This window comes from Halomonas qaidamensis (genome assembly GCF_025917315.1).
Taxonomy (GTDB): Bacteria; Pseudomonadota; Gammaproteobacteria; order Pseudomonadales; family Halomonadaceae; genus Vreelandella; species Vreelandella qaidamensis.
In genome coordinates this window covers 2,938,639-2,963,538 of record NZ_CP080627.1, presented here as the reverse complement: position 1 = coordinate 2,963,538, position 24,900 = coordinate 2,938,639, and the positions used below count along the sequence as shown (strand labels likewise).

General features: G+C 51.5%; 22 protein-coding genes. 20 read left to right on the top strand and 2 right to left on the bottom strand.

Annotated features, from left to right (window positions below):
- Positions 1-87: 87 nt before the first annotated feature.
- The 8 genes from puuE (at position 88) to K1Y77_RS13365 (ending at position 7,277) form a co-directional block, all read left to right on the top strand.
- Entirely contained in the window at positions 88-1,035 is a 948-nt protein-coding gene (puuE, locus tag K1Y77_RS13400; RefSeq protein WP_264428991.1) for an allantoinase PuuE, read from the top strand.
- 11 nt (positions 1,036-1,046) lie between these two features.
- Positions 1,047-1,871, top strand: a complete 825-nt coding sequence (locus K1Y77_RS13395) for a bifunctional allantoicase/(S)-ureidoglycine aminohydrolase (protein WP_264017666.1) — start codon at positions 1,047-1,049, stop codon at positions 1,869-1,871.
- Between the two features lie 112 nt (positions 1,872-1,983).
- Positions 1,984-2,472 carry an ureidoglycolate lyase gene (locus K1Y77_RS13390; RefSeq protein ID WP_264428989.1) on the top strand — a complete coding sequence of 163 codons (489 nt, stop codon included), beginning with the start codon at positions 1,984-1,986 and terminating at the stop codon, positions 2,470-2,472.
- A gap of 90 nt (positions 2,473-2,562) precedes the next feature.
- Positions 2,563-4,047, top strand: a complete 1,485-nt coding sequence (gene pyk, locus K1Y77_RS13385) for a pyruvate kinase (protein ID WP_264428988.1) — start codon at positions 2,563-2,565, stop codon at positions 4,045-4,047.
- A complete protein-coding gene (gene modA / locus K1Y77_RS13380; protein WP_232222393.1) occupies positions 4,048-4,818 on the top strand; it encodes a molybdate ABC transporter substrate-binding protein in 771 nt (256 codons plus the stop codon). It begins immediately after the preceding gene.
- On the top strand, positions 4,818-5,486 hold the full coding sequence (modB, locus tag K1Y77_RS13375) for a molybdate ABC transporter permease subunit (RefSeq protein WP_030073975.1): 669 nt from the start codon (positions 4,818-4,820) through the stop codon (positions 5,484-5,486). Before modA ends, modB begins: the two co-directional genes overlap by 1 nt.
- Entirely contained in the window at positions 5,479-6,639 is a 1,161-nt protein-coding gene (locus K1Y77_RS13370; protein ID WP_156963072.1) for an ABC transporter ATP-binding protein, read from the top strand. Before modB ends, K1Y77_RS13370 begins: the two co-directional genes overlap by 8 nt.
- Before the next feature lie 113 nt (positions 6,640-6,752).
- On the top strand, positions 6,753-7,277 hold the full coding sequence (locus tag K1Y77_RS13365; RefSeq protein WP_264428983.1) for a DUF192 domain-containing protein: 525 nt from the start codon (positions 6,753-6,755) through the stop codon (positions 7,275-7,277).
- Positions 7,278-7,321: 44 nt separating this feature from the next.
- Here the strand turns inward: K1Y77_RS13365 and K1Y77_RS13360 are convergent, their stop codons facing one another.
- Positions 7,322-8,188 (bottom strand): DMT family transporter, encoded by an 867-nt coding sequence (locus K1Y77_RS13360; protein ID WP_264428981.1) that lies wholly within the window; start codon positions 8,186-8,188, stop codon positions 7,322-7,324.
- 255 nt (positions 8,189-8,443) lie between these two features.
- Between K1Y77_RS13360 and K1Y77_RS13355 the strand changes: the two genes are divergently transcribed.
- The 11 genes from K1Y77_RS13355 to K1Y77_RS13305 all read left to right on the top strand — a co-directional run bounded on the left by K1Y77_RS13355 (position 8,444) and on the right by K1Y77_RS13305 (position 22,536).
- Positions 8,444-9,454: a DctP family TRAP transporter solute-binding subunit gene (locus tag K1Y77_RS13355; RefSeq protein ID WP_264017670.1), complete on the top strand. Its 1,011-nt coding sequence runs from the start codon at positions 8,444-8,446 to the stop codon at positions 9,452-9,454.
- 72 nt (positions 9,455-9,526) lie between these two features.
- Complete coding sequence (locus K1Y77_RS13350; protein WP_030073965.1) at positions 9,527-10,006, top strand: TRAP transporter small permease; 480 nt, start codon at positions 9,527-9,529, stop codon at positions 10,004-10,006.
- Positions 9,996-11,297, top strand: a complete 1,302-nt coding sequence (locus K1Y77_RS13345) for a TRAP transporter large permease (protein WP_030073964.1) — start codon at positions 9,996-9,998, stop codon at positions 11,295-11,297. The genes K1Y77_RS13350 and K1Y77_RS13345 overlap by 11 nt, the downstream gene beginning before the upstream one ends.
- A gap of 426 nt (positions 11,298-11,723) precedes the next feature.
- Positions 11,724-12,704, top strand: a complete 981-nt coding sequence (locus K1Y77_RS13340; protein WP_030073961.1) for a TAXI family TRAP transporter solute-binding subunit — start codon at positions 11,724-11,726, stop codon at positions 12,702-12,704.
- Positions 12,705-12,836: 132 nt separating this feature from the next.
- Complete coding sequence (locus K1Y77_RS13335; protein WP_030073959.1) at positions 12,837-15,440, top strand: TRAP transporter permease; 2,604 nt, start codon at positions 12,837-12,839, stop codon at positions 15,438-15,440.
- Between the two features lie 11 nt (positions 15,441-15,451).
- Complete coding sequence (locus K1Y77_RS13330; RefSeq protein ID WP_030073958.1) at positions 15,452-15,880, top strand: universal stress protein; 429 nt, start codon at positions 15,452-15,454, stop codon at positions 15,878-15,880.
- A 323-nt stretch (positions 15,881-16,203) separates the two neighbouring features.
- Positions 16,204-17,022: a DUF2189 domain-containing protein gene (locus K1Y77_RS13325; RefSeq protein WP_030073956.1), complete on the top strand. Its 819-nt coding sequence runs from the start codon at positions 16,204-16,206 to the stop codon at positions 17,020-17,022.
- 246 nt (positions 17,023-17,268) lie between these two features.
- Entirely contained in the window at positions 17,269-17,769 is a 501-nt protein-coding gene (locus K1Y77_RS13320) for a molybdopterin-dependent oxidoreductase (RefSeq protein WP_035536788.1), read from the top strand.
- Positions 17,759-20,011, top strand: a complete 2,253-nt coding sequence (locus K1Y77_RS13315) for an ATP-binding protein (RefSeq protein ID WP_264428977.1) — start codon at positions 17,759-17,761, stop codon at positions 20,009-20,011. Before K1Y77_RS13320 ends, K1Y77_RS13315 begins: the two co-directional genes overlap by 11 nt.
- Positions 19,992-21,152: a nitric oxide-sensing protein NosP gene (nosP, locus tag K1Y77_RS13310; RefSeq protein WP_030073950.1), complete on the top strand. Its 1,161-nt coding sequence runs from the start codon at positions 19,992-19,994 to the stop codon at positions 21,150-21,152. Before K1Y77_RS13315 ends, nosP begins: the two co-directional genes overlap by 20 nt.
- Positions 21,124-22,536 (top strand): hybrid sensor histidine kinase/response regulator, encoded by a 1,413-nt coding sequence (locus K1Y77_RS13305; RefSeq protein ID WP_030073948.1) that lies wholly within the window; start codon positions 21,124-21,126, stop codon positions 22,534-22,536. The genes nosP and K1Y77_RS13305 overlap by 29 nt, the downstream gene beginning before the upstream one ends.
- Before the next feature lie 14 nt (positions 22,537-22,550).
- Here the strand turns inward: K1Y77_RS13305 and K1Y77_RS13300 are convergent, their stop codons facing one another.
- On the bottom strand, positions 22,551-23,237 hold the full coding sequence (locus tag K1Y77_RS13300) for a response regulator transcription factor (RefSeq protein ID WP_264428975.1): 687 nt from the start codon (positions 23,235-23,237) through the stop codon (positions 22,551-22,553).
- Positions 23,238-23,356: 119 nt separating this feature from the next.
- Between K1Y77_RS13300 and exaC the strand changes: the two genes are divergently transcribed.
- Positions 23,357-24,877, top strand: coding sequence for an acetaldehyde dehydrogenase ExaC (gene exaC, locus K1Y77_RS13295; RefSeq protein WP_030073945.1), 1,521 nt, complete (start codon positions 23,357-23,359; stop codon positions 24,875-24,877).
- The last annotated feature ends 23 nt before the right edge of the window (positions 24,878-24,900 follow it).

Below are 24,900 nucleotides of genomic sequence, written 5' to 3'. Positions count from 1 at the left end.
ATGCCGCTATCTTGTATACAATTATTTTTGTATTGCGATATTGTTAATATTAATAAAATGCGCTGCATCCATGAAAGGAGCTGCTGAATGTCGACTTCATCTGATCAACTCTTAAGTACCTACCCGCGTGACTTAGCAGGCTATGGCCGTATCCCTCCTCAGGCTAATTGGCCAGGCAAGGCAAAAATTGCTGTTCAGTTTGTGTTGAATTATGAAGAGGGCGGGGAGAACTGCGTTCTTCACGGTGACGCAGGGTCAGAGCAATTTCTGTCTGAGATCATTGGCGCGGCCAGCTATCCAGACCGGCACCTAAGTATGGAGTCGATCTATGAATATGGCTCTAGGGCAGGCGTATGGCGGATTCTGCGCGAGTTCGAAAAGCGTGATTTGCCACTGACGGTATTTGGGGTAGCCATGGCGCTAGAGCGTAACCCCGACGTCGCTCAGGCATTTAAAGAGCTGGGGCACGAAATTGCCTGCCATGGCTATCGCTGGATCCACTATCAAGAAGTTCCTGAGCATGTAGAGCGAGAACACCTGCAAAAAGCCATGGACATTTTCCAGCGTCTTTATGGTGAAAAACCGCAAGGCTGGTACACCGGGCGCGATAGCCCGAACACGCGACGGCTGATTCTAGATGAGGGCGGTTTTCTCTACGACAGTGACTACTATGGTGACGACTTGCCGTTTTGGACCTCTGTGACAGACAGCCAAGGCAGTGAGCATAATCACCTGATCGTGCCCTATACCCTAGATACCAACGACATGCGCTTTGCCGCTCCTCAAGGCTTTAATACCGCGGATCACTTCTTTACCTATCTGCGTGATGCCTTTGATGTGTTGTATGCCGAGGGAGATGAGTCGCCCAAAATGCTCTCGATTGGCATGCACTGTCGGTTGCTAGGCCGTCCTGGGCGCTTGCGCGCGCTGCAGCGCTTTTTAGACCATATCGAAGCCCATGATCGCGTATGGGTAGCACGTCGTGTGGATATCGCTCGCCACTGGGCTGAGCAGCATCCCGCTCCAACTCGCTGAAAGGCAATATAATGAATAAATCTCCTTACTACGCCCCTACAGGGGGGCACCCGCCGCAAACACAGCTAACCGCTGATCGTGCCGTATTCACTGAAGCGTATGCGTTGATTCCTAAAGGCGTGATGCGCGATATCGTCACCAGCAACTTGCCTTTCTGGGAAGGCACGCGGCTATGGGTGCTGGCACGCCCGCTTTCTGGCTTTGCTGAAACGTTCTCTCAATACATCATGGAAGTTCAGCCTGAAGGCGGCAGTGACAAGCCGGAGTTAGACCCCCAGGCCGAAGGCGTGCTGTTCATTGTAGAAGGCGAGTTAACACTCACATTGGCAGGCGAGCGCCACACCATGCGCCCCGGTGGCTATGCATTTATTCCCCCTGGCAGCCACTGGCAGGTGCGCAACGAATCGTCTGCGCCCGTGCGTTTTCACTGGATTCGCAAGGCCTATGAGTTTGTGGAAGGGTTGGACGTACCGAAGGCCTTTGTCACCAATGAGCAAGACATCGCCCCCAATGAAATGCCGGGCACAGAGGGTCGCTGGGCAACCACGCGCTTTGTCGACCCTGGCGATGTGCGCCACGATATGCACGTCAATATCGTGACTTTCCAGCCAGGTGGCGTGATTCCTTTCGATGAAACTCACGTGATGGAGCACGGGCTTTATGTGTTGGAAGGTAAAGCGGTGTATCACCTTAACCAGCAATGGGTTGAGGTAGAGGCTGGCGACTTTATGTGGCTTCGCGCATTTTGCCCTCAGGCGTGTTATGCCGGCGGCCCGGGGCCATTCCGTTACTTACTGTACAAAGACGTCAACCGCCACGCCGCACTCAAGTTCTAGTGCTTGTTCTTCAGTGCTTGTTCTCCAGTACTTGTTCTCCAGTACTTAGACTATGACGTTGGCTGCTTCGCTGCATTTCCCCCAGCGAAGCAGGTTATTTTAGGATGTTATAATGATTAAACTGATAGCTGAACCGCTAACAGCGGAGGCGTTTGCGCCTTTTGGCGATGTGTTGGATGCCCGCACGTCAGCGTCGTTTCCCATCAATGCTGGTCGTACCCAGCGACACCACAACCTGGCAACCGTAGAGACGCTGGGTGAAAACGCCCATACGCTGATCAATATTTTTGTCAGCCAGCCAGTTACGCTGCCGTTGGAATTAACCTTTTTAGAGCGTCATCCCCAAGGTAGCCAAGCTTTTATGCCGTTGCATCAAGAGCGCTTTATTGTGGTAGTCGCTCCCCCTGGCGATATCATTGATAAGGCGGACGTCCGCGCCTTTGTCACAGACGGCCGCCAGGGCGTTAACTACCGGGCCGGCACCTGGCACGCGATACAGTCGGTGCTTGAGCGTGAAGGCGAGTTTTTAGTGGTAGACCGTGGTGGCGATGGCAACAACTGTGATGAATTCCCTATCGCGATCTGCATAACCTTGGCATAAATCATTTCACGGTGTTGCATCGCTGTCATACTGGACGCGTTACACTGATTTATTAGTGTCATTAACTATAATTTAAATGGTTGGATTCTTATGAACGCACTGCACTTCTCGTCGATCCGTCGTACTAAAATTGTCGCCACCCTTGGTCCCGCCAGCGATCGGGAAGGTGTCTTAGAAGCCATGCTTGCGGCGGGCGTTGATGTGGTGCGTTTGAACTTCTCTCATGGTAGCGCAGATGATCACCGTCGACGTTTAGTGCGTGTGCGGGAGATCGCTGCTCAGTTAGGCCGCAGCGTCGCGGCATTGGGTGATCTTCAAGGCCCTAAAATTCGTATTGCGCGTTTTAAAGAAGGCGCTGTGGTACTTAAAGAGGGTCAGCCGTTTATTCTTGATATGGCGCTTGATGGCGATGCTGGCGATGTGCACCAGGTGGGCTGTGATTACAAAACGTTGGCGCAGGATGTCACGGCCGGAGATCGCTTGTTGCTAGACGATGGCCGTGTAGTGTTGGACGTTACCCGGGTAGATGGCCAGCATGTGCATACCCAAGTAGTGGTTGGCGGTAAGCTCTCCAACCATAAAGGCATTAATAAGCAAGGCGGTGGGCTATCTGCTCCTGCCTTAACAGAAAAAGATAAAGACGATCTAAAAACCGCTGTGGATATTGGCGTCGATTATCTAGCTATTTCGTTTCCCCGTCATGCTGAAGATATGCGAGAAGCGCGCCGCTTACTTGGTGAAGCAGGTAAAGATATTGGCTTGGTGGCAAAGGTAGAGCGCGCCGAAGCGGTGGCGGATGAGGCGACTCTTGACGGTATTATCGAAGCGTCTGAAGCGGTCATGGTGGCGCGGGGTGACTTAGGGGTTGAGATTGGAGATGCTAAACTGGTGGGCGTGCAAAAGCGCATGATCAAGCGCGCGCGCTCGCTTAACCGCGCTGTGATTACCGCCACGCAAATGATGGAAAGTATGATTTCAGCGCCGCTGCCCACCCGCGCCGAGGTCTTCGACGTTGCTAATGCGGTGCTGGATGGCAGCGACGCGGTGATGCTTTCCGCCGAAACCGCTGCGGGCGACTACCCAGTGGAAACCGTAGAAGCAATGGCTCGGGTATGCTTAGGTGCTGAGCGAGAAAAAACTGCCCAGGAATCAGGCCACCGTATTCATGAAGGTTTCTCTCAGCCAGATGAGACCATTGCGCTTTCAGCCATGTACGCCGCCAATCATATGCAAGGGGTCACGGCGATTGCCTGTATGACTTCCTCAGGTTACACGCCGTTGATTGCTTCACGTATCCGCTCAGGTCTGCCCATTGTTGGGCTTGCCCATAACCCTATCGCCCAGCGTCGTATGGCGCTATATCGCGGTGTTGTGTCACTTCCGTTTGATACCTCAGAAATGGGCGCTACGGAGCTGAATGATGAAGCACTAACGTTGCTGGTTAAGCAGGGCGTCGCTAAACTTGGTGACTATGTCATCCTGACCCGAGGCGATCATATGAATGCTCATGGCGGTACCAATACCATGAAGGTGATGTTGATTAACGATCAGCACGTTGAACAAGCACAGCGCTAGATGATGCGAGCGCTGCTGTTGATATGTTTGTTACTGGTTACTGCGCCTGCATTTGCAGGCGCACCTATTATTGCTGCAGCCTCTAACCTGCAGTTTGCATTAGAAGAGGCGGCTGAGCGTTTTACTCAGCAAACGGGGCATGTTCTGCGCCTCAATTTCGGTTCCTCCGGAAATTTTCGTCGCCAAATAGCTCAAGGGGCTCCTTTTGAGCTATTTCTTTCGGCGGATGAAGTATTTGTGCAGGCGCTTTATCAACAAGGCCATGTTGATAATGAGGGCGTTATTTACGCTCGCGGTCGGCTGGCATGGGCGCAGCCTAAAGGAAAGTATCCCCTCCCTGATAAGCAGACACCGCTTGCGGGGGTGCATGAGGCAATTGCTGCACATGACGCCGGACAGCGTCAGCGAATAGCCATTGCCAGCCCTGAGCACGCTCCTTATGGCGTAGCTGCCCAAGAGGTACTGCAAAGCGCTGACCTATGGGAAGCCAGTGAGCCGCTGCGCATTCAAGGAGAAAATGTGTCTCAAACGCTGCAGTTTGCCCTTTCTGATGATGCCCGTGGAGGCTTAGTTGCCTACTCGCTGGTGCTTGCGCCAGCACTTAGCGAACGCAGTGAGTTTGTATTAATTCCTGAAACATGGCACACGCCGTTGCGTCAACGCATGGTGTTAACTCCCCAGGCGGGCGAGGTTGCGCAAGCATTTTATGCGTGGCTGCAGGAAGCAGACGCGTTGGCTATTTTTCAGCAATATGGCTTTAGTACCGAATAATGGATTGGACGGCGCTCTCAGTATCGCTGCGCTTAGCAGGTTTAACCTGCCTTTTCTTACTCCCCGTAGGAATATGGTTGGGCCGCACGCTAGCAACAGCAAAGTTTCGTGGCAAAGGGCTATGTGAAGCACTAATCGCGCTGCCGCTAGTGTTGCCGCCCACCGTGCTTGGCTTTTATTTGCTACAGCAGTTTGGTCGTGATGCGCCTTTAGGCGGCGTTTGGGCCTCGCTGACAGGAGGTGGGCTCAACTTTACTTTTAGCGGTATCTTGTTAGCCTCATTAATCGCTAATTTACCTTTTGCGATTCAACCGATTCAGCGCGCCTTTGAGAACGTGCCAACTAACCTGCGAGAAGCTGCTTGGTGCAGCGGGCTGAGTCCTTGGCAGACACTGGTACGCATTGAGCTACCGCTGGTGTGGCCGGGCATTCTCTCTGCAGCTGCCTTAACGTTTGCCCATACGTTGGGGGAGTTCGGGGTGATTTTAATGGTTGGCGGCGCGATTGATGGGGAAACCCGCACGCTGGCGATTGCCATTTATGATCGAGTACAGGCGTTTGATGAACAAGGTGCTGCGCGCATGTCGGCACTGCTGTTGTTCGTGTCGTTAACAACCCTTGGTTTAGTTTACGGGTTGGCTGGTAGGCGAAGGTGGGTGCGTGGCTGACATAATCACAGGCAATGGACTGACGGTGGTGGCCAAGCAGTGCGGGCCGATCCCGCTGGATGCGTCGTTTAGCTGCCCGGCAGGCCAGCTGTTAGCGCTGGTAGGCCCTTCTGGCAGTGGCAAAACCACGCTATTGCGTACCATCGCTGGTTTGTACCAGCCTGAAAAGGGTCTTGTGGCGTGTGCGGGTAACGTGTGGTTGGCAACTGAGCGAGGCTACTCCCTTACCCCCCAGCAGCGCAAAATCGGCATGGTGTTTCAAGATTATGCCCTGTTCCCCCACCTCAGCGCGTTAGAGAATGTCCAGCTTGCCATGGGGCATCTGCCCCAGGCTCAACGCCAGCTCCGTGCAAAACAGTGGCTTGCCAATGTGCGCTTGGAAGGCCTGGAAAAACGCTTTCCTAGCCAGCTTTCTGGCGGGCAGCGCCAACGGGTGGCGCTTGCGCGCGCTTTGGCCCGTGAGCCGCAGGCACTGCTGTTAGACGAACCTTTTTCAGCCGTTGATCAGGTGACCCGCCGCCGGCTCCAGCGCGAGCTGGCACTGCTGCGCCAGCAGATCTCTATCCCGATTATTCTGGTGACCCACGATTTAGAAGAAGCCGCTGCGCTGGCAGATCAAATTTGCGTGTTACATAACGGCGTGAGTTTGCAGCAAGGAAGCCCCGAAGCACTGTTTCGGCGGCCAGCTTCGCCGTTGGTGGCAAGGTTGTTAGATCGTCACAATATTTTCGAAGGGCAGGTGGTCAGCAGCAACGGCCAGCGTCGACTGCAGTGGGGAAAGTACTGTTTAGAAGTTGCCGGAGGTCTCGACGATTTGCCGCTTGGGGAAAGCGTCACCTGGTACCTACCGCCTTCTGATATTGTGTTACATCGTCGTGATCGACCTTCACAGGGTGAGCGTGAAAATCCTGTGGCCGCAACAGTGGATGAGATGGTAGTACTTGGTGGTATGACGTCGATCTCGCTGCGTGTTTCTCATGGCGATAGGCTACGTTTTGATATTGCTACTCATGCTGCTAGACGCAACCAGTTAGCGTTGGGAGAGCAGGTACATGTGTCGCTTCTGGCGAAAGGCGTTTATCTTATGTCAGGCTCGGAGGAGGCTGTGGCTAACGCGTTGAATAGCGTATCGTCACTGAATAGCGAGTATTGATATCACCCATTAGATGAAATAGCACTTAGAAAAATAGCACTTAGAAAAATAGCACTTAGAAAAATGGCACTTATAAGAAATAGCACGTCTCCTAATAACAAAAGGAACCCGTCATGATCCTTTCTCGTCGTCAACTGCTTAAAACGTCGTTGGGTGTTTCGCTAGCGGCGAGCGTGCCGATGTCGCTGTTAAACGTTTGGGCAGCCGAAGCGCAAGCCACGACGCTGCCGCTGGCGATCCACAGCCAAGACGGCCCCCATCGATTAGACGTTGAAGTGGCGGAGACCGCCTCCCAGCGACAGCGTGGCTTAATGGAACGTGAGCACCTGCCAGAAGCGCGTGGCATGCTGTTTCGGTTTGAAAGTGAGCAGCCCGCAGGCAATGCCTTCTGGATGTACCGTACGTTAATTCCGTTAGATATTGCTTATATTGATGGTGAAGGCCGCATTGTGGCGATTAACACCATGCAGCCCTGTACATCCGATACGCCCCGCGAATGCCCCTCTTATCCAGCTGGCGCGTCTTATCATGCGGCGCTCGAGGTTAATGCTGGCTACTTCGCCGAGCGCGGTATTCAGGTGGGTGACTGCGTATCTGTTCCCGCTCTGGCCGGGTTTTGTCGCCCTGATGCATCGTAAGCAGTAGAAGCAGCCAATAGAAACAGTTCGCTGATGCCGGTGTATTACACAGGTTTGGCCGGCCGGCGTTGGCCAACATTGAGTACGATCAGCGCGATACCGGCCACCACGAGTCCTCCGCCCAATAGTTTGTGAATGCCTAAGCTGTCACCCATCAATAGCGCGCCCAAGCCCACTGCTAACACGGGTACTAGCAAGGTCATAGGCACTACGCGATTGACAGGGTGACGGCGCAATAAAGCATACCAAATACCGTATGCCACAATAGACGACATTACCGCGGTGTAGACTACTGCTCCCCACCCCCGCCAGCTTGCTTGCTGAATGGCCTGCCACTGGCCGGTTTCAAATAGCCACGACCCTAACGCCACTTGGGGGATCGCAAATAGCGCCACCCAGCCTGCCAATGCCAAAGGGGCAATGGGCGGGCCGCGCTTAATTAATAGTTGGGAAACGGCCCAACCAAAGGCACTTAACAACAGAATGGTCAGTGGCAGTGGTGAGGGTAGTGTTGGCCCACCAGCCAACACAATCACGCCAGAAAAAGAGAGTAACAGCCCCGCTATACGCTTTGCCCCCAGTTTTTCTTTAAGAAATACCACCGCCAGCAGTGTGGCAAAGGGGGTGCCCATCTGCACCAGCAGTGCGCCAGTGCCTGCTTCAGCTTGGCCCAACCCGATGAACAGCAGCGCAAAATGCAGGCTACCAAACGTGATGGAAAGCAAGAGTAAAAAAGGTAGCTGAGCACGAGCGACGGGGTAGAAAGGCACCAGTAGTGCAGCGACTAGCATAAAGCGTAGGGTCGTCATTAATAGCGGTGGTAGCTCTGCTACGCCGACTTTAATCACAATAATGTTCAGTGCCCAAATGGCGATAACCAACAGGCCTAGCATCAGATCGCGTAGTGGCACGTTAATGTCCGTAGGTAATATATAAAATATATAAAAAGTGGCTTTAGCATATCAGTAAGTGCTACTGCAGCGTAATGGCTCAGTATTCAACTACCCAACGTTGAGTATTGAGGCTAATGATTGGCTTCCCTTAAGTTCATGAGTGCCTACAATGTAGCGTTGCTCGTATGACAGCTTGTTTAGCAACATAGCGGAGTACGGTGGGTAAATAAACGCGCTCGCTGACTACTAACTGATAAAAAAGGATCGACAATAATGACGCTGACACGCTCTATAGCTCGTTTAACGGTAGGTTTGGCTGGTGTTGCCCTGCTATCTGCTGCTTTTTCTGCGCAAGCACGTGAGCTCTCGGTTTCCACTGTTTTGTCTGACGCTTTCCCATGGGGGCAGGCGGCGGAAAAGTGGGCGGAGCTAGTGGAAGAACGCAGTGGCGGTGAACTAACGCTGCGAGTTTACCCAAACTCCCAGTTAGTATCGGGAGATCAAACCCGGGAGTTTTCCGCCATGCGTTCTGGGCTTATTGATGCCGCGGTAGGCTCGACCATCAACTGGTCACCCCAGGTGCCTGAACTTAACTTATTCTCGTTGCCATTTTTTATTCCCGATGAGGCGGCTGTCGATGCGGTTACCGGTGGGGAAGCGGGTGAATTGGTCTTTGAAGCGATTGAGTCGCGCGGTGTGATGCCATTGGCCTGGGGCGAAAATGGCTTCCGCCAGGTCTCGAACTCTCGTGGAGCGATCAGCCAGCCAGCGGATTTAGATGGCCTGAAAATTCGCGTTGTAGGTTCACCGCTGTTCCAGGATACCTTCTCTGCCCTTGGTGCCGACCCAACGCAGATGAGCTGGACAGATGCTCAGCCGGCGTTAACGACTGGCGCAGTTGATGGACAAGAAAATCCGCTTTCAGTATTTGATGTTGCGCGTATCGATCAGGTAGGGCAAGTACATTTAACGCTCTGGAATTATATGAATGATCCGCTGATTTTTGCGGTAAACCAGCAGGTATGGCAATCGCTGAACGAAGAACAGCAAGCGCTGTTGCGTGAAACGGCAATTGAAGCGGGTGAATGGGAAATTGCTATGACGCGCGAGGAAGAAAGCGAGCGCCTAGCGGCCATTCAAGAACGCGGCGTGACCGTTACTGAATTGACTGATGAGCAGTACCAAGCTTTTGTTGACGCTACACAATCTGTATATGAAAAATGGACGCCACGTATTGGAGAAGACGTGGTTAACGCGGCTCAGTCGGCGATCGACGCGCGTTAATGACGCCCATAGAGTTTTAACTACTTTAACTACCGGCCTTCAAGGCCGGTAGCTTTTCGTTGTGAGGCTGCCATGAAAGGCTTTCCCGATGCACGCCCTGAACGCTGGCTGGGCGCGCTGTCTCTTATTATTATTTCGTTGATTAGCTTGGGAAATGTGGTTACGCGTTATTTAACAGGCGGCTCCTTTTCGTTTACTGAAGAGTTTTCTGTTTTTTTACTAGTGGTGCTTACGTTTGCGGGGGCATCGGTGGCGATTAGACGAAACCGTCATATCCGTATCGGATTTTTAGAGCGTGCCCTACCTGCGCGTTGGCGTAGTGCATTGATTTTATTTCAGGCGTTGTGTGGGCTGACTGTATTGGGGTTGGTGACTTGGTACGGCGGGAAATTGGCCTGGCAAGAGTATCAGTGGGAATCGTTATCGCCTGGATTAGGGTTGCCCCAGTGGTGGTACCTAGTATGGCTGCCGATATTGTCAGCTGCCATGCTATGGCGTCTCGTTCAGCAAACCCATGACCGATTAAAGGGAGGGCTGAATAATGACGCCTGATGTGTGGATGATTCTTGCCTTCGCTGGGTTTTTAATAGCAGGTGTGCCAGTCGCTTTTTCACTTGCGTTGGCTGGTTCGGTGGGTATTGTGGCTGGGCTTTCGCCCGATATGCTGGCAACGTTGGGTACCAATACCTACAACAGCATTGCCAAGTACCCCTTAATCGCGATACCGCTATTTATATTGACCGGTCTGATTTTTGAGCGTTCGGGCGTGGCGCTACGTTTGGTACGTTTTGCCCAAGCGCTGATAGGGCCTCGCCATGGCGGCCTGGCACTGGTTGCGGTGCTGGTGTGTATGATAATGGGAGGTATGAGCGGATCCGGCCCAGCGGATGCGGCGGCAGTGGCCATGGTAATGCTGCCAAGCATGACAAAAGCGGGTTATCCAAAGCCATTTTCCGCAACTCTCATCGCAGCCTCTGCATCCACTGCTATCTTAATTCCTCCTTCCGTGGCGTTGATTCTTTACTCGATTGTAGTGCCTGGTGTCGATCTGCGCGCTTTGTTTGCTGCAGGACTTTTTCCCGGCATTTTGGCAGGGCTAGCGCTGCTGGTGCCTGCGATGATTGTCGCTAAACGTTATGGCTGGGAGGGGACGCCGATAGCTGGCTCTGAAACCTTAACCGTTCGTACAACGTTCAGGCAGGCGTTGCCCGCCTTGTTTGCTCCCGTGCTCATTTTAGGAGGCCTGCGTTCAGGTCTATTTACCCCGACCGAAGCTGCCGTAGTCGCGGTTGCCTATGGCACCCTTGTGGGGCTGTTGCTAACAAAGGAGCTTTCGTTACGTGACCTGTGGGAGTTGTTGGGAGAGGCGGCAATTATTTCTGGTGTGGTGATGTTGATTATCGCCCTAGCGGGTATTTTTGCCTGGGCCGGCACAATGTTGGGTACTTTCCGCCATTTGGCAGAGTGGATTATTGGCTTAACGGACAATGGTATTTTGCTTTTGGTACTTGTCATGCTAGCGGTATTGGTCGCCGGCATGCTGCTTGACGCTATCTCTATCTATCTCATCATGATGCCGGTGCTGATTCCCGTCATGCAACACTTTGAGTGGAACCCAGTTTGGTTCGGCATTCTGCTAGCTATGAATATTGCTATTGGGCAATTTACCCCGCCGGTGGCAGTCAATTTGATGGTCACCACAGAGGTTGCCAAAATTCGTTTGGAAGAGACGCTCTGCTGGGCATTACTGTTTGTTGTAGCGATGGGGTGTGCACTAGCTTTAGTGGCTATTTTTCCGAGCATTGCCCTGTGGTTACCGACAGTGCTTGGTTATAACATCTGATATACGCGTAAGTAATTCTATCTTTTAGAACGTCGCCGTTGCCTGATTCGCTATACCCCATGCGAATACGGCATGGTAATTAACGGTAACTAAACGTTATGGGTAGGTAATCTAATTGCATTGGCTGAGTTGTTTTAATCGTCAATGTAACATTTTGTGTGCGTTGTTTTAAGTAGAAAGTTTGTCTGCGAAACAGTGAAACTTAATGACAAGCACTCGGATGTGTCGGGGATATACCAGCAATGACATGCTGCGTATTTCGCCAAGTAGGTTTTTTTTCGCTAAAGTAGTAACAGTCGACATAACTTGTCGGCGAGATAACAGATTGTCTTGAAAACGTTTTGGAAGAAAACACCTGAGGGAATCGTTCAGCAGGTGAACTCAAAGCGCATAACGCTCACAACATCAAGATAAAGAGGTATGTTTATGAAACGCCATGTATTTTCTACGGCGGCCTTTTCCGGCGCGTTGATTGCCGCGGCAAGCTTTGCCTCTCCGGCAGTAGCGCAAGATCGTTACATCACGATTGGCACCGGTGGTCAAACGGGCGTTTACTACGTGGTAGGCCAGTCGGTCTGCCGCATGGTGAACCGCGGTAGTGATGAGCACAACATTCGCTGTAACGCACCGTCTACCGGTGGCTCAGTTGCAAACGTAAACGGTATGAAGAGCGGTGAACTGGATATGGGCGTTGTCCAGTCTGATGTTCAATACCGCGCGTATAACGGCGAAGCTAACTTTGAAGAAGACGGTGCTTGGGAAGATATGCGCGCTGTCTTTACTATGCATGGCGAACCGCTGACCGTTGTTGCCCGTGCCAATTCCGGTATTGAGAACATCAGCGATTTCCCTGGCAAGCGCGTCAATATCGGTAACCCTGGTTCTGGTCAGCGTAATACCATGGATGTTGTCATGGATGCGTTTGGTTGGGACGAAGACACTTTCGCACTGGCTTCTCAGTTAGATGCTGCTGAACAGGCTGCCGCGCTGTCTGACAACAACATTGATGCCATGGTGTATGTCGTTGGGCACCCTAATGGGTCTATCCAGGAAGCAACCACGACTATCGATGCACGCATAGTGTCGGTGACGGGTGACGAGATTGACGGCCTGATTGAAGAGTATCCTTACTACACTCGCTCTGTTATTCCGGGCGGTCTGTACCGTGGTAACGATGAAGATGTGGAAACCTTTGGTGTAGCGGCAACGTTTGTATCTTCTACTGCCGTTGATGAAGATGTTATTTATGAAACTGTCAAAGCGGTTTTTGAAAACTTTGACCGCTTCAAGCGTCTGCACCCCGCGTTTGAAAACCTCAACGAAGAAGACATGATTTCAGACGGCCTGACCGCACCACTGCATGACGGCGCAGCACGTTACTACCGTGAGCGTGGCTGGATCGAGTAAGGCTATAAAGGGCGCTATTAGCACAAGGTAAATAGTGTCAGTTTTGATTTGCAAAGCGCGGGCATCCTGGGTGTCCGCGTTTCTTGTTGAAAGCGCTGATTGTCAGCGCTGACCATTAGGCAGGGCAAGCGTATGCGTGATGACAAAAAACCTTCGGCAGTTGCTGATAGTGACCTGGAGGATATGGTCGCATCGAGCGACACTGGGGCCAGAAAGCCCCTTGGCGTACCCGGTAAGCTGCTCGTCAGTATTGCAGCCATCTGGTCGCTCTTTCAGCTGTGGATTGCGTCGCCAGTTCCTTACATGGTGGGGTTTGGCGTATTTAGTGCCACAGAAGCACGCTCAATTCATTTGGCGTTTGCGCTGTTTTTAGCGTTTATGGCGTACCCAGCGTTTAAGCGTTCGCCTCGGGACCGAATTCCTCTTGCTGACTGGGTATTAGCGGCAGTCGCAACATTCTGTGGCGCCTATCTGTTTATTTTTTACTCGGACTTGGCTCAGCGGCCAGGGCTGCCCATCACCCAGGATATCGTTGTTGGTATTATTGGCATTTTGATGCTGCTGGAAGCCACGCGGCGTGCCCTGGGGCCACCGTTGATGATCGTGGCGGCTATTTTTATTATTTATTCGCTGTTTGGGCCGTACATGCCAGGCATCTTGGCGCACCGTGGTGTCAGCCTGGGGGGGTTAATCAACCACCAGTGGCTGGGAACGCAAGGGGTATTTGGTATTGCCCTTGGTGTATCAACGAGTTTTGTTTTCCTCTTTGTACTGTTTGGCGCGTTACTAGATAAAGCGGGAGCAGGTAACTACTTCATCAAAGTGGCATTTTCAATGCTTGGCCACTTTAAAGGCGGCCCTGCAAAGGCAGCGGTTGTTGCTTCCGGTATGACCGGTTTGATCTCGGGGTCGTCGATTGCCAACACGGTAACGACAGGCACATTTACGATTCCGATGATGAAGCGAGTCGGCTTTAGTGCAGAAAAGGCGGGTGCCGTTGAGGTGTCTTCTTCGGTGAATGGCCAAATTATGCCACCTGTCATGGGCGCCGCAGCGTTTCTTATGGTGGAATATGTTGGTATTTCTTATGTAGAAGTCATTAAGCATGCCTTCTTACCGGCTCTTATCTCTTATATTGCGCTGATTTATATTGTTCACCTTGAAGCGCTTAAAGCCAATATGAAAGGGCTACCCTCAAGTAACCCTGCTCGCCCGTTATTAAATAAAGTGATTGGTTTTTTGACCGGTCTACTGTTATTGATGGGACTTTCGATTGCTGTTTACTATGGCCTTGGCTGGTTAAAGCCCGTTTTGGGTGATGCAACGCCGTGGGTTGTTTCTATAGGCTTAGCTGTTATTTATATTGGGCTGCTGAAAATAAGCTCTCATTATCCCGAGCTTGAGATGGATGATCCCAATTCTGAGTTTGTGGAGCTGCCGCAAACACGGCCAACCGTTATGGTGGGGTTACACTATATTCTTCCGGTCGTCGTGTTGGTGTGGTGTTTGATGGTAGAGCGCCTTTCACCAGGTCTTTCGGCTTTCTGGGCGACCGTGTTTATGATTTTTATCATGGTGACCCAGCGGCCTGTTATTGCCATCTTCCGTGGCCGTAGCCAAATGGCGGCTGATATTAAAGAAGGCTTCAAAGATTTATGGGATGGGTTGGTAACCGGCGCGCGCAATATGATCGGTATCGGTATTGCCACGGCGACAGCAGGAATTGTAGTAGGTGCAGTATCGCAAACAGGCGTAGGACTTGTATTGGCCGACGTAGTGGAAATTCTCTCAGGGGGTAACCTGATGATGATTCTGCTGCTGACGGCGCTACTGAGTTTGATTCTTGGGATGGGACTACCAACTACCGCTAACTACATTGTTGTTTCAGCACTGATGGCTCCTGTCATTGTGCTGCTGGGCCAGCAAAATGGCCTGATTGTTCCCCTTATTGCTGTGCATCTGTTTGTCTTTTACTTCGGCATTATGGCTGACGTGACACCACCTGTGGGGTTGGCATCGTTTGCGGCGGCTGCGGTGTCCGGTGGGGATCCGTTGCGCACTGGTTTCCAGGCGTTTTACTACAGCTTGCGCACAGCAGCACTGCCGTTCCTGTTCATTTTTAACACGGATTTGTTATTAATCGATGTCACGGTGATGCAGGGGATAGTGGTGTTTATTGTTGCCACGGCAGCAATGCTGATTTTTGCAGCAGGCACCCAAGGTTATATGGTCACTCGTAATCGGTGGTATGAGTCGTTACTGTTGTTATTGATTGCCTTCACGCTGTTCCGCCCTGGTTTTTGGATGGATAAAATCCATGACCCCTACGAATCGGTGCCGCCTGCGCAGTTTACAGAAGCCCTAGATCGTGTGGATGACGGTAGTAATTTACGTGTTCAGATCGCTGGTGAAGATGATTTCGGCTCGCCAATGACTACCTATATTCTGGTGCCTGTACCGCGTGGCGAAAATGGCGAAGAGCGATTGGCCAATCTTGGTTTAGAGCTCTATGTTGATGGCGATCAGACGCTAGTCGACTTTGTTGAGTTTGGTAGCCAAGCGGCTGATCTAGGCTTCGATTTTGATCAGGAAATTCTTGAGGTTCTCGCACCGGTAGATCGCTGGACCAAAGAATGGATGTGGCTACCTGCACTTGGGGTCTTCGGCTTAGTAGTACTTATGCAGCGTCGTCGGCGTCGTCAAGAGATAGAAAATGAGACGGCCGCTACTGTCTAATGGAGGTTGCTATGTATCATAAAGTGCTACTACCGGTTGATTTGAACGAGGAGGCGTCTTGGAAAAAGGCGCTGCCCACGGCCATTACACTGTGCCAAACCTTCGGAGCTTCACTCCACGTGGTTACAGTGCTTCCGGAGTTTACGATGCCCATGGTCGGCGCGTACTTTCCAAAGAACTTTTCTGAAAAAGCCCATGCCGCGTTGAAAGAAGCGCAGCATAAGTTTATTCAGGAACATGTGCCTGAGGGAATTAAGACTCAGAGTGTGATTGTCGACGGATCTCCCTGGGAAGCCATCATTAAGGTGGGTAAAAAGCTAGATATCGACCTGATCGTGATGGCATCACACACCAAGCGAAAATTTGTCGACTACGTGCTAGGTCCCAACGCGGAACATGTGGTTCATCATGCCAAAGTATCAGTAATGATTGTGCGCTGATTTTTCAGTAAAGATTGGTTGATAAGCGAACTCCAGGCCATTTGGCCTGGAGTTTTTGCTTGTGGGGTATATCAACGTTGGCTAACGCATCGAATAAATTGGCGGTAAGAGCATGAAAGCAGGATTTTTTGTACGCGATGTCGTTAGGTGGCCCTAGCCTGCCAATGCTCAGCTACATTAAATAGACGTTAAGCCATTAACTCAGGGTTAACGAACTCATGCATGTGGCTACTTTTTCAGGGTGATAGGTACGTTGTGCTTCTCTTCTGAATTGAGTTTGAAAAGTCACCTCTGTAGTGGGGGTCAATCTAAGGAGTCATGCCATGAATGCAGCTACAACAAAAACGCACGACCGAGCAGATACGGCTAACGTGAAAATTACGATTAATAAGGTGGGAATGGATCGGCCGCGGGCATGGCTTGCCGCGGGGTTTGAAGATTTTCGTCGTGCAACGGCCATCAGTTTGACCTACGGCATGTTTTGGGTGGGTTTAAGCATCGCCATTACCGCGGGCGCAATAACACTCGGCTATTGGTACTGGTTGTTACCCATGATCGCGGGATTTATGTTTGTGGGGCCGCTGGTAGCGGTAGGTTCTTATGGTATTAGTCTCGCTCTTGAGCGAGGAAGGGTTCCTAATCTTGGAGATGCGTTCGGTAGTTGGCGTCCTCACGCAGGTCAGCTAGCAATGATGGGCGTGATGATGATGATTTTCTTTCTCGCCTGGATTCGTCTTGCAACGCTGCTGTTCGCGCTATTCTTTGGGTTTGAGGTACCTAACCCTGCAACCCTTTACACCTCTTTGCTTACTACGCCTGAAGGCTTAGGTATGATTGCTGTAGGGTCAGTAGCAGGCGGTATTCTCGCTTTCGGCGCGTTTGCGATTAGTTCAGTGGCTATCCCAACATTAATGGATCAAGACCTTACGTTTATGGAAGGAATCGAAGCTAGCGTACGTTGTATTGCCAAAAACTTCCGTCCTATGCTGTTGTGGGCTGCTATTCTGACTGGATGCGTACTGGTTGGTGTGATGACCTTTTACATTGGCTTGGCACTAATACTACCTGTACTAGGCCATGCAAGCTGGCATGCCTATGAAGATTTAGTTCGTATTGAGACAGTCGAAAACCTCAAGACCTGACTCAAGATCTGACTTAATACCTGATATGACCACTGGTAATCGGTATAAAAACATTGAGTTTCAAACGCTAGTCGTTAAGTAAAATAGTAGTTAACCTGACCCGGTAAAAGAGATAGCGTAATCTGTACGCTATCTCTTTTTTATTACGAGCCCTGCCTGTCCAGAAGGTTACCCAGAGGTAGGCCATAATGCTGGCCCTTGTGTTGTGAGGTAAAGGTTTTGAAAGCGTTTTTATTTGCGTGGATTATGCTGGCATTCAGCGCTGCCCAAGCGGGTCAAGTGGAAGAGGGGGCAGGGACGCTAACTGCGCCAGAAGGGCCTGTTATTCTGACAATTAAGGGAAACATTGAGCAGTTTAATACGGCACAGGAGGCGCGTTTTGACCGCGCTATGTTACAAGCCTTGCCACAACACTCTTTTGAAACAGGCACACCCTGGACAGAAGGCAGCAGTGCTTACAGTGGGCCGCTAATGCGCACGCTATTAGAGCACGTTGGTCTTTCTGGAGATAACACCGAAAACAGTGTTCATGTCTCCGCCTTAAATGGGTACGAAGCACAAATCCCGATCAGTGATTTTTATGAGTATGACGTGATTTTGGCAGTAGAGCGTGAAGGTAAAAGTATCCCAATCCGTGAGTATGGGCCTCTTTGGGTGCTCTATCCCTTCAGTCAAGATAAAGCACTACTGAGTGAAAAAATGCGTTTTAGAGCGGTTTGGCAAGTTATGCAGATAAATGTCCGTTAGCCGATCTATAGCACGGGCCCCCCGGCTGTTGCGTTATCCACGGCGCTTTAAAGTGGTTGCCATGATTACCGTCCTGCTATTCGCGGCAGCCTTGGTAGTGGCTGCCTTAGCGGCTTGGCGTCAAGATAATTTGACGCAAAGTTTGAGAGAGGATACAGCCTGGGTTGTCTATAAACTTGACCGAGACGCCGTTCAACTATTCAATCACCTGCTTGCCTCTACCCGAGGGCCCCTTTCACCTGCCGATCAAGATGAGCTCAACCTGCGTTTCGAGCTGCTTTATAGTCGTATGACGTTGTTACAAGAGGGCGAAGTAAGCCTGTTATTAGAAAACATTAGCATGGCGAACTCGCTATTAGCACAAATACAGCAGCAGCTAGAAACGCTAGATCCAATGTTTGAACCCCACGCGTCACTTCCTCAACTGCCGGTTGCTGAACTAGAGACGGAACTACTGGCACTCACTCGGTTAACAGAGCGGTTTGTGATCGCGATTAATGGTTTTTTAGCCGAGTCTGCGACGCAAGAGCGCGCTTTATTAAGTGTGTTATATAAGCTTCTAATGTCGCTACTGGTGGGGATGAGTTTCGCTGTACTGCTAGTAATTGTGTTTCTTGTGCGTGAAATGAGAGAAAGCGCTGCTGCTCGGCGTGAGCAAGAGCAACTGAGCCGCCAACTTGAAGTCACTGCCACGCAGGCACAAGCTGCGAATCATGCTAAATCTGACTTTTTAGCGATGGTTAGCCATGAAATTCGCACGCCGCTCAACGGCGTTATTGGTATGAGTGAATTGTTGCGTGAACCAGCTAGTCTTGCGCAAGTGGAAGACTATGCCCGTACGATTCATGACAGCGCCAATCAGCTGCTGGCGATGATCAATGAAATTCTAGATTTTTCAAAGATCGAAGCGGGGCACCTAACACTTGAAACTTCGCCGACCGCTCTTAAACCACTCGTCGATAGTGTCATCTCACTCTTTGCGCCTCGTGCTAAAGCAAAAGGCCTGCAGTTAACGTTAGTTATTGATCCTTTGGTGCCTGCCTGGGTAATGATTGATGCTAGCCGGCTGCGTCAGATTTTGCTTAACCTCATTGCTAACGCCATTAAATTTACTGACCACGGAGAGGTCAATATACATATTTATTCCACCGTCAATTACCTGTCATTTGAGATTTGTGACACTGGTTGCGGCTTGAGTGAGGAGCAGCAAGCATCACTATTTGAACCTTTCCAGCAAGCGGACGAGTCAGTGGCTCGCCGATTCGGCGGGACTGGGCTAGGGCTAGCGATTTGTAAACGTTTGAGCGAAGCCATGCAGGGGCGCTTAGGAGTACGAAGTATACCAGGGCAGGGCAGCACATTTTGGTGTGAGCTGCCCCTTGTAGAAGCTAGCCCCGTATCTGCGCCGTTGCCGTCCGAACCGATGCTGGATTTTGCGGGTACTTCCTTACTGTTGGTAGAAGATAATGCGGTCAATCGTAAAGTCGCGACTGGGCTACTGGCGCGTCTCGGGTGCGATGTAGTCTGTGCTGAAAATGGTCAAGATGCCCTGGAAATGGTGCAGGCTCAGCAAGTGCACCTCATCTTTATGGATATCCAACTGCCGGATATCGATGGTATCACTGTGACTAAGCGTCTTCGCTCTCAAGGCGGGTGGTTGGCTAACGTACCCATTGTGGCCATGACCGCTGGTGGCATAGACGATGTTCGCCAGCGCTGTTTGGCAGCAGGAATGAGCGACTACATTACTAAACCGTTGTCCTTACTCGCCCTTAGCAATGTGCTATCACTGCAGCTCTTTACGGTTTCGCGTCCCTACGCATTGCCAGCCTTGCCTTCATATCAGGATCAGCATGAATCACAGCCCTTACTTAACCGTGAAACACTCGATACGTTGACTGTGTCGTTGGGGACTGAAAGGATCGATCAACTCATCATGCTATATCACCAGCAAGTGAGTGATTACTCTGCGCAGCTGGCTGCCTACCTGGGAAGTGCCGCCTTGCTAACAACAGAGCAAGCCAAGCAAGTGGCGCGCTTAGCCCACCAGTTGCGCGGTGAATCGCTTGGCGTAGGGGCGGAACGCTTGGCCGCCGAGGCAAAACGGCTAGAAATACTCGTTAGTAACACTACTGCTTCATCGCAGGATTTGACTGAAAGCCTGAGCCTACTGAGACAAACCGCTTCGCGAACCCATGCAGCGTTGGAGAAATGGCGCCGTGATGACAGCACCGAAGAATAGCGGTATTGAGACCGCCGCAAGTAACCAGCTAAACCCCTCCCAAGCCGCCCACGAACTTGGTCAACAGCTAGTTCATGAGCACTTGGGGTTTGTACTGTTTTTTTGTAGTGCTGAGTATCCGTTAGAGGAACTAGCCGCTGCCCTTGATGGTGTGTTTGATAAAGTGCCGATGAGTGGCTGCACAACAGCTGGCGAAATTACACCGCAAGGCTACGATCGAGGATCAGTGGTTGCGATAGGTTTTGATAGTCGCTTATTTGCGATTGAAACTGCGTTAATCGATGACCTTGATCACTTTGACCTTAGCCGGGCACAACCCCTCATCGATACCTTGCTGGAGCGATGTCGTCTGCAGGCGGTCGCGCCAGTGAATGAGCATAGCTTTGCACTGACGTTGTTAGATGGTTTGTCCAGTCGTGAAGAACAGGTATTAGCAACCTTAGATGCTGCTCTTGGCCGTATTCCCAGCTTTGGCGGCTCAGCCGGTGATGATAACCATCTTACCCATACCCATGTTTATGCGAATGGGCAGTTTCATACCCGCGCCGCCGTGGTGGTAATGCTTAACACGCGACTACCGTTTGAGGTGTTTTCTACCCACCATCTTGAACCGCTTGCCCATAAGTTGGTGGTAACAGAAGCTGACCGAGATCAGCGGCGAGTGTTAGAGCTGAACGGTTTGCCTGCTGCGGAAGTGTACGCAGCGCTAGTAGAGTGTTCTGTTGATGCACTATCGCCATCCATTTTTGCTCAGCACCCGCTAGCGGTTTGTATTGGCGGACAACATTATATCCGTTCAATACAACGCGTGAATGAAGACGCCAGTCTCACCTTCTACTGTGCGGTAGAAACGGGCATTGTGCTAACGGCGATGCAGCCTGCGCCGCTACTCTCCGATTTAGACGCAATGTTAAAGCGTATGCAGCAGCGCCTAGGGGCAACTCCTGCGATTATAGGCTGTGACTGCTTCTTACGACGTATGGCGCTTGAGTCCCTGCAACAGCTAGATCAGGCATCCGCACTGCTTCGGCAGGCACGGGTGGTTGGGTTTAATACCTACGGTGAACAGCACCATGGCATGCATGTGAATCAAACGTTTACGGGGGTGGCTTTTGGCGCTCTTCCAACTAGCGGCGAATAGCGAAATAGCGGCGGATAACGCCGCACTACGCGAGGAAAACCGCCGTTTGCGTAAGGTATGCCAAGCGCTAATGGAGCGTGTGGAGTCGGGCGCCAGCCCCAACAGCGCCCCCTATGCAGCGTTTGAGCGTTCGGTGTTGCTGGCAGAGCAAGTGCGTGAACGCACCGACGCACTCCACCGCACTCTAGACGAACTCAGCCAAGTGAATGCGCGGCTGCTGGCAGCTAATGCCGAAGCTGAGGCAGCTAATCTCTCTAAAACCAAGTTTTTGGCAGCGGTTAGCCATGATCTGCTACAGCCGTTAAACGCTGCGCGATTATTTGCCAGTGCATTAGAAACCCATGCGTTGCCGGATGACTCCCAAGCCTTGGTGGGTCACATAGGGCGTTCGTTAAAAGATGTCGAAGGGCTTTTAGGCACCCTGGTAGATATTTCCCGTTTAGATGCAGGTGTGCTTCACGCAGACAAAGCACCTTTTGCCGTAAGTACACTGCTAGATGCCTTAGCAGAAGAGTACCGGCAGGTGGCCACCGTTCGTGGACTGACGCTTCACTACGTGCCGTCGAGCGTGGTGGTCGAGTCTGATCTAGCGCTGCTGGCGCGTGTCGTGCGCAATTTTCTCAGCAATGCTGTGCGCTACACTGAGCAGGGCCACATACTGCTGGGCTGTCGACGACGCGCCAATGGTCTTGAAATTATGGTAGGCGATACTGGGCCGGGTATACCGGAGCCACAGCGCCAGGCGATTTTTCTGGAGTTCCGCCGCGCCAACCAATCTCCTAGCAATCACAGCCGTGGGCTTGGGCTAGGGCTAGCGATCGTAGACCGAATTAGCACGATGTTAGAGCACCCTGTTTCTCTTATCTCGCAGCTTGGGCATGGCTCTCTATTTTCTGTGCTGGTTCCTTTTTCTGTGTCAGTAACTCATGCAGCCTCAAGCGCAGGCTCATCCTCCGCTGTGTATGCTCAAAAAGCGCTGCCGATGTCTGAAGCTTGGCAGCAGGATCCCTTGCAAGGCTGTGTCATATGGGTGATTGATGATGATCCCGCAATTATAGAAGGGATGCAGGCGCTGCTGGGCAGTTGGGGGTGTCGGGTGAGGGCGGCGGCGACAGTGAGTGCATTAGAAGCGGCGAGTGACGGTGAGCATCCGGCCGTACTGTTGGTGGACTACCATCTGGGCGATCATCGTGAAAATGGAATCGATCTGGCAGCACGGTTGCGTCGTCGCTACCCAGGGTTAGCCACCGTGGTCATCACTGCCAATCATGAAGCTGCTTTGAAGCGGGCCACCCGTGAAGCAGGTATGCACTGTTTGTTAAAACCGCTTAAGCCACTGCGCTTAAAGATGCTGTTAGGAACGCTCTTAGAGAGCCACATTTAACAAGACGTTGATGGCTAGTTGGTGGAAGTGCGTTTGGCAAGATAAGCCCCGAGCTCTTCTTCACCAGCAATCACGATAGCGTGCACTCGACTGGTTGCGCCTAGTTTGCGCAAAACCGCTGAGACATGGGTTTTTACCGTGGTTTCAGCAATAAGCAGCTCGCGAGCAATCTGCTTATTCGACATTCCTTGAGTCATGCAGCTCAATACATCTAACTGCTTGTCGGTTAAGCGTATAAGGCGTTCACGAGGCGGCTCCGATGAAGAAGATGCCAGCGCTGATGACTCCATGCGAGGGGGTGGCTGGCGCATAATATCCGCAGGCAGATAGAGTTGCCCCTGCAGGATTTGGTTGAGTGCTGCTAACAGCTGCTCTCGAGGGGTTGATTTTGGAATATAGCCCACGGCACCTTGAGTGATCGCATCTAACACCAGTTGCCGCTCCTGATGCGCCGAGACAATAGCGACAGGAAGCCATGGAAACCTTTCGCGAAGTATTGTCAGCCCTTCTAGCCCATCGGCATCGGGCAAGCTTAAATCAAGTAACAGCAGGTCAAGCTCATCGTGGTTATCTATCGTGTGAATAGCTGCCGCTAAGCTGTCTGACTCCAACAGTTGGGCACTTGTTAATCCAGCGCTAATCACCGCGTGCAGTGCATCGCGAAACAGTGGATGGTCATCTGCCACTAACAACGAGTACATGGCGTCTCCTACCAAGGGATGAGGGTGAGTCCTGCCATCGGGCTATATCGTAATTGGCGCGTGTAGACAACACTGGATAGGCACCTTATTTAATAATCATAATACTCAGGAGCTTTACCATGATCTACGCCAACCCAGGTGATGCTGGTTCCGTTGTGTCCTTTGAAAAACGCTTTGGCAACTATATTGGCGGTGAGTTTGTTCCCCCGGTCAACGGTCAATACTTTGATAATATCAGTCCTGTTAACGGCCAAGTATTCTGTGAAATTCCCCGCTCTAGCGCTGAAGACATTGAGAAAGCGCTGGATGCAGCTCACAAAGCAGCACCTGCCTGGGGTAAAACCTCCGTTCAAGAACGCAGTAATATCCTACTTAAGATTGCCGATCGTCTCGAGCAAAACCTTGAAATGCTTGCTGTCGCAGAAACCTGGGATAACGGCAAAGCGGTTCGTGAAACTCTGAATGCAGATATCCCGCTTGCCGTTGACCACTTCCGTTACTTTGCTGGCTGCCTGCGTTCACAAGAGGGTACGGCTGCGGATATCGATGCCAACACAGTGGCTTATCACTTCCATGAGCCGCTGGGCGTTGTTGGTCAGATTATTCCTTGGAACTTCCCGATTTTAATGGCGGCTTGGAAACTTGGCCCTGCACTGGCCGCTGGTAACTGCGTCATATTGAAGCCAGCTGAGCAAACGCCCGCTTCCATTTTAAAAGTGATGGAAGTCATTGGCGACCTGCTGCCTCCGGGCGTTTTGAACGTCGTTAATGGGTTTGGCGCAGAAGCTGGCCAAGCGCTTGCCACCAGCAAGCGTATTGCCAAAATTGCTTTTACCGGCTCAACGCCGGTTGGTTCGCATATTCTTAAATGTGCCGCAGAAAATATTATCCCCTCGACAGTAGAGCTGGGCGGTAAGTCGCCCAATATCTATTTTGCCGACATCATGAACGCTGAGCCGACGTTTATTGATAAAGCCGTCGAAGGTTTAGTGCTGGCATTCTTCAACCAAGGCGAAGTATGTACCTGTCCTTCTCGTGCGTTGATTCAAGAGAGCATGTACGACGAGTTTATGGCCAAGGTGGTTGAGCGCACTAAGACAATCAAGCGTGGCAATCCGCTAGATACCGACGTGCAAGTAGGTGCTCAGGCGTCTCAAGAGCAGTTCGACAAAATCATGTCATACATGGATATCGCCCGTGACGAAGGTGCCGAGTTCCTGGCAGGCGGTGATAAAGAGAGCCTGGATGACAGCATCAACGGCGGTTACTACATCCAGCCAACCCTGCTAAAAGGCGACAACAAGATGCGCGTCTTTCAGGAGGAGATCTTTGGTCCTGTGGTCGCTGTTACCACCTTCAAAGATGAAGAAGAAGCGCTGGCCATTGCCAACGATACCGAGTTCGGTCTGGGTGCAGGCGTATGGAGCCGTGATATCAACGTCGCCTTCCGTATGGGGCGTGGTATTCAAGCAGGTCGCGTATGGACTAACTGCTACCACCAGTACCCTGCCCATGCTGCGTTTGGTGGCTATAAGAAATCAGGTGTAGGACGCGAAACCCATAAAGTGGCGCTTGAGCACTATCAGCAAACCAAAAACCTGCTGGTCAGCTATGATATTAATCCACTAGGCTTCTTCTAGTAGCCAGCTTTGCAATGAAATCG